Origin of the sequence: Rhizobacter sp., from assembly GCF_031412495.1 — a bacterium.
GTDB lineage: Bacteria > Pseudomonadota > Gammaproteobacteria > Burkholderiales > Burkholderiaceae_C > Schlegelella_A.
Genome location: NZ_JANODC010000543.1, coordinates 1 through 4,990, shown reverse-complemented (window position 1 = coordinate 4,990; position 4,990 = coordinate 1). Strand labels below are relative to the sequence as shown.

The 4,990-nt window shown below is 70.2% G+C and carries 4 protein-coding genes; 1 reads left to right on the top strand and 3 read right to left on the bottom strand.

Annotated features, from left to right (window positions below):
• The 3 genes from AC30N0_RS20125 to AC30N0_RS20115 all read right to left on the bottom strand — a co-directional run.
• Positions 1–988 (bottom strand): ATP-binding cassette domain-containing protein (locus AC30N0_RS20125; protein ID WP_489519653.1); only part of this gene is annotated, 988 nt, incomplete at its 3' end.
• Entirely contained in the window at positions 985–2,043 is a 1,059-nt protein-coding gene (locus AC30N0_RS20120) for an ABC transporter permease (RefSeq protein WP_489519652.1), read from the bottom strand. The genes AC30N0_RS20120 and AC30N0_RS20125, both read right to left, overlap by 4 nt.
• Positions 2,040–2,978, bottom strand: coding sequence for an ABC transporter permease (locus AC30N0_RS20115; RefSeq protein ID WP_489519651.1), 939 nt, complete (start codon positions 2,976–2,978; stop codon positions 2,040–2,042). Before AC30N0_RS20115 ends, AC30N0_RS20120 begins: the two co-directional genes overlap by 4 nt.
• 84 nt (positions 2,979–3,062) lie before the next feature.
• On the opposite strand from AC30N0_RS20115, the gene AC30N0_RS20110 reads away from it, so the two are divergent.
• Positions 3,063–4,895, top strand: a complete 1,833-nt coding sequence (locus AC30N0_RS20110; RefSeq protein WP_489519650.1) for an ABC transporter substrate-binding protein — start codon at positions 3,063–3,065, stop codon at positions 4,893–4,895.
• The last annotated feature ends 95 nt before the right edge of the window (positions 4,896–4,990 follow it).

Sequence of the window (4,990 nt, the reverse complement as noted above, 5' to 3'; positions counted from 1 at the left end):
CCTGCCGGCCGAAGACGCCGCTGCGGATCCAGAAGCTCTTGGTCAGCGCCTCGACCTCGAGGACGACGCGCGCCTCCGGGTCCTTGACGCGGCGGATGCCCAGGGGCGCCGCATCGGCGCCTTGCGCGGCGATGTGGTCGTCGACCACCATCAGCCGCGGCGAGCGCTGGTCCAGCGTCGGCCGGCAGGCGAGCAGGGCCTTGGTATAGCTGTCCTGCGGCGTGGCGAAGATTCCGGCGACGGGCCCCTGCTCGCGGACGACGCCGTTGCGCATCACGATGACGTGGTCGGAGATCTCGCCAACCACGCCGAGGTCGTGGCTGATGAAGAGCATGCTCATGCGATGCTTTTCCTTCAGTCGCGCGAGCAGCTCGAGGATCTGGCGCTGAATGGTGACGTCGAGCGCGGTGGTCGGCTCGTCGGCGATCAGCAGCTTCGGCTCGCAGGCCAGGGCCATGGCGATCATCACGCGCTGCTGCTGCCCGCCCGAGAGCTGGTGCGGGTAGGCGGCGAGACGCCGCTTCGGCTCCGGCATGCCGACCTCGACGAGCAGCGCCTCGGCCCGGCGGAGGGCCTCGCGCCGGCCCAGGCCCAGGTGCTTGCGCAGCGGCTCGCCGATCTGCTCGCCGACCGTGAACACCGGGTTCAGCGAGCTCATCGGGTCCTGGAACACGCAGGCGATCTCGCGGCCGCGCAGCGCCTGCAGCTCGTGCATCGGCGCGGCCAGGAGGTCGCGCCCCTGGAAGGCGATGGCGCCGCTGCGCTCGGCGTTGTCCGGCAGCAGGTTGACGATCGACATCGCCGTGACGCTCTTGCCCGAGCCCGACTCGCCGACGAGCGCGACGGTGGTGTTCTCGGGCACCTCGAAGCTCACCCCGCGGACCGCCTCGACGCGGCGCATCACGCCGCCGCTGCTGCCCATGCGGAAGGCGACGCGGAGGTCGCGGATCGACAGCAGCGGCGCGCCCGAGGCATGCGAGGCGCTCATTCGAGCCCCCGCAGCTTCGGGTCGAGCGCGTCGCGCAAGGCATCGGTCATGAGCGAGAAGGCGGTCACGAAGAGGGCCATGAACGCGGTCGCGGCGGCGAGCTGCCACCAGTGGCCGAGGATCAGTTCGGTCTGGGCCTCGGCGAGCATCGTGCCCCACGAGACCTGGTCGACGCCGACGCCGAGGCCGAGGTACGACAGGATCACTTCCGACTTGATGAAGCCGACGACGTGGATCGACAGCTGCACCAGGACGACGTGGCTCACGTTGGGCAGGATGTGGCGGAACATGCGCGACAGGTTGCCCGCGCCCACCGCCTCGGCCGAGCGCACGTAGTCGCGCACCGAGTGCTTGATGAACTCCGCCCGGATCAGCCGGTAGATGCCCGTCCATCCGGCCAGGCCGAGGATCAGCACCACCGAGCCGATGCCGCGCCCGAACACCGCCGCGAAGGCGAAGATGAGCAGGATGCCCGGGATGGCCGTGAAGACGTTGTAGACCCACTCCAGGAAGTCGCCGACCCTGCCGCCGAAAAAGCCGGCCAGGGCGCCGAGGACGGTGCCGATCAGCGTCGCCAGCAGGGCCGCGGCGACGCCGACGAAGATCGAGACCTGGGCGCCCTTGATCGTCTTGGCCAGCACGTCGCGACCGAGGCGGTCGCCGCCGAAGGGCAGCGTCGGCGCCTTCACCACCTCCGTGGTCTTGTACTTCTTCGCCGCCTCGGCCCACTCGGCGTAGCGCGACGCCAGCGGGTCGACCGCCGAGATGTCGGCCGGCGGCCCGGTGGGGCCGGCGACGACGGCGCTCTCGGTGGCCGCGGCCGGGCCGAGGATCGTCGGCGGCGCGTTCGGCAGGCCGCGCTCGACCTGCCAGTCGCGGGCGACGAGGCCGAGCGCCGCCGCGAGCACGATCAGCAGGAAGACGGCGACGATGGCCAGGCACACCATGCCGACGCGGTCGCCGCGGAATCGCTTCGCCGCCGCCGCCCAGACGTTGTCCGAGCGGACCGGCGCGGCGCCCGGTCGGCCGGCTGGCGAAGAAAGAACGGCGCTCATTTCAGGACCACTCGCGGGTCGACCACCTTGTAGAGCACGTCGGTGAGCAGGTTGACGACCATCGTGATCACCGCGATGTAGATCGCGAAGGCCTGGATCACCGGATAGTCGCTGCGGTTGACGGCCAGAAGCACCTCGCGGCCGAGGCCGGGGATCGAGAAGAAGACCTCGATCAGGAACGAGCCGACGAAGATGCCCGGCAGCGACACGGCGACGTTCGTGAGGATCGGGATCAGCGCGTTGCGCATCACGTGCTTGAGCAGCACGGTCCGCTCGGTCATGCCCTTGGCCCGCGCCGTGCGCACGTAGTCGTGGCCGATCTCGTCAAGGAAGAAGCTGCGGTAGAGCCGCGTCTGCGGCGCCAGCGAGACCAGCACCGCCAAGAGCACCGGCAGCGGCGCGTAGGTCGTCAGGTTGGTCGCGACGCTGTCGCTCCAGCCCTGCACCGGGAACAGGCCGAGCTGGAAGGCCAGCACGTACTGGCCGACGATGACATAGACGAGGAACGAGATCGACAGCGCCACCGTCGTGACGATCATGATGGCGCGGTCGGTGAGCGAGCCGCGCACGTAGGCGACGCCGAGCGCGAACGGGATCGCGAGCAGCGCGTCGAGGATGAGGATCGGCACCATGACCGTCAGCGTCGCCGGCAGCCGCGTCGCGAACAGGTTGGCGACCGATTCGTTGGTGGCCCAGCTGCGGCCCCAGTCGAAGGTGACGATCTGCTTGAGGAAGATCCAGAACTGGGTCCACAGCGGCTCGTCCAGGCCGAGCTGCTTGCGGATCGCGTCGACCTGGGCCGCCGTCGCGTTCTGCCCGGCCAGGATCTCCGCCGGGTCGCCGCCGAAACCCTTGAAGAGGAGGAAGACGAGGAGGATGACGCCGAACAGCGTCGGGATCATCTGCCAGATGCGGCGGATCAGGTAAGCGGTCATTCGCTGCAGAGCGCCGCAAGGCGGGGTCGGTTGCGGCGCGAGTCTAAGGCCCGGCACGCGGGGTCGCGTGCGAGACTTCTCGGCATGCGCTTCGGCCCGCCGCACCTCCTGGCCGCCCTCGTCCTGGCCTGCCATGCTCCGGGCACCGGTGCTGCCGGCGAGCCGCCGGCGCCCGCTGCCACTGCTGCGCCGAAGGTCCTCCGCTACGCCTTCCGGATCGCCGAGACCGGCTTCGATCCGGCCGGCATCTCCGACCTCTACTCGCGCACGATCGCCGCCAACCTGTACGAGGCGCCGTACCAGCACGAATTCCTGGCCCGGCCGGTGCGCCTGCGGCCGGCGACGGCAGCGGCGATGCCGGAGGTCAGCGACGACTTCAGGACCTGGGTCGTCCGCCTCAAGCCCGGCACCTTCTTCATCGACGACCCGGTCTTCAAGGGCGTGCGCCGCGAGCTGACGGCGGCCGACTATGTCTACTCGATCAAGCGCCATTTCGATCCGCGCTGGAAGAGCCCGCACCTGTCGACGCTCGAGGAGGACCGCATCATCGGCCTCGACGCGCTGCGGAAGCGCGCGCTAGCCGGCGAGCCTTTCGACTACGACCGCCCGGTCGAGGGCCTGCGCGCCACCGACCGCTACACGCTGCAGTTCCGGCTCGAGCGGCCGAACCCGCGCTTCGCCGACCACCTGAGCGATGCCTCGGTCGTCGGCGCGGTCGCCCGCGAGGTCGTCGAGGCCTACGGCGACCGCATCATGGAGCACCCGGTCGGGACCGGCCCGTACCGGCTGGTGTCGTGGAAGCGCAGCTCGCGCATGGTGTTCGAGAAGAACCCGGGCTTTCGCGAGGAGGTCTACGACGAGGAGGCGCCCGCCGGGGATGCCCTCGCCCAGGCCGCGGCGGCGCGGCTCAAGGGCCGCCGGCTCCCGATGATCGACCGCATCGAGGTCAGCATCATCGAGGAGAACCAGCCGCGCTGGCTGTCTTTCCTGGGCAACGAGCACGACCTTCTCGAGCAGGTGCCCGAGGACTTCACCAACATCGCCCTGCCGAACGACCGGCTGGCGCCGAACCTCGCCAGGCGCGACATCTACCCGGTCCGCTACCTGCGCGCCGACGCCTCGATGTCGTACTTCGCGATGGAGCACCCGGTGGTCGGCGGCTACGCGGCCGACAAGGTGGCGCTGCGCCGGGCCATCGCGCTGGCGGTCAATGTCGAGGAGGAGATCCGCCTCGTCCGCCGCGGCCAGGCGATTCCCGGGCAGTCGCCCCTAGGCCCCGGCACGACCGGCTACGACCCGGCCTTCCGCAGCGAGATGAGCGAGTTCAGCCGGGCCCGCGCCCAGGCCCTGCTCGACCTGCACGGCTACGTCGACCGCGACGGCGACCGCTGGCGCGACCTGCCCGACGGCCGCCCGCTGGTGCTCGAGTACGCGACCCAGCCGGACGAGTTCAGCCGCCAGCTCATCACGCAGTGGAAGAAGAACATGGACGCCATCGGCGTCCGCATCGTCTTCCGCCACGCCAAGTGGCCGGAGAACCTCAAGTCCTCGCGCGCCGGCAAGCTCATGATGTGGGGCGTCGGCTGGAGCGCCGGCGTGCCCGATGGCGGCGAGTTTCTCGTCCTCGGCTACGGGCCGAGCAAGGGCCAGGCCAATCACGCCCGCTTCGACCTGCCCGAGTTCAACCGCCTCTACGAGCTGCAGAAGCGCCTGCCCGAGGGGCCGGAGCGGCAGGAGGCGATGCGCCGCGCCAAGGAGATCCTGGTCGCCTACATGCCGTACAAGGTGCACGCGCACCGCATCTTCACCGACCTGGCCCAGCCCTGGGTCGTCGGCTACCACCGCAACATCTTCCTGCGCGAGTTCTGGAAGTTCGTCGACGTCGACATGGCGGAAAAGGCCCGCCGGGCAAAATGAATTCATGAGCATGCGGCGCGCGTTCCGAGCCGACCGGCGCGAGGCCGGCCGTCGCCTCGCCGCCGCCGCGGCGACGCTGGCGCTGCCGGCCGGCG

What these genes read in the sequence shown, in the direction of transcription:
- AC30N0_RS20120 (WP_489519652.1), bottom strand. Translation starts at nt 2,043, where the DNA reads ATGAGCGCCGTTCTTTCTTCGCCAGCCGGCCGACCGGGCGCCGCGCCG.
- AC30N0_RS20115 (WP_489519651.1), bottom strand. Translation starts at nt 2,978, where the DNA reads ATGACCGCTTACCTGATCCGCCGCATCTGGCAGATGATCCCGACGCTG.
- AC30N0_RS20110 (WP_489519650.1), top strand. Translation starts at nt 3,063, where the DNA reads ATGCGCTTCGGCCCGCCGCACCTCCTGGCCGCCCTCGTCCTGGCCTGC.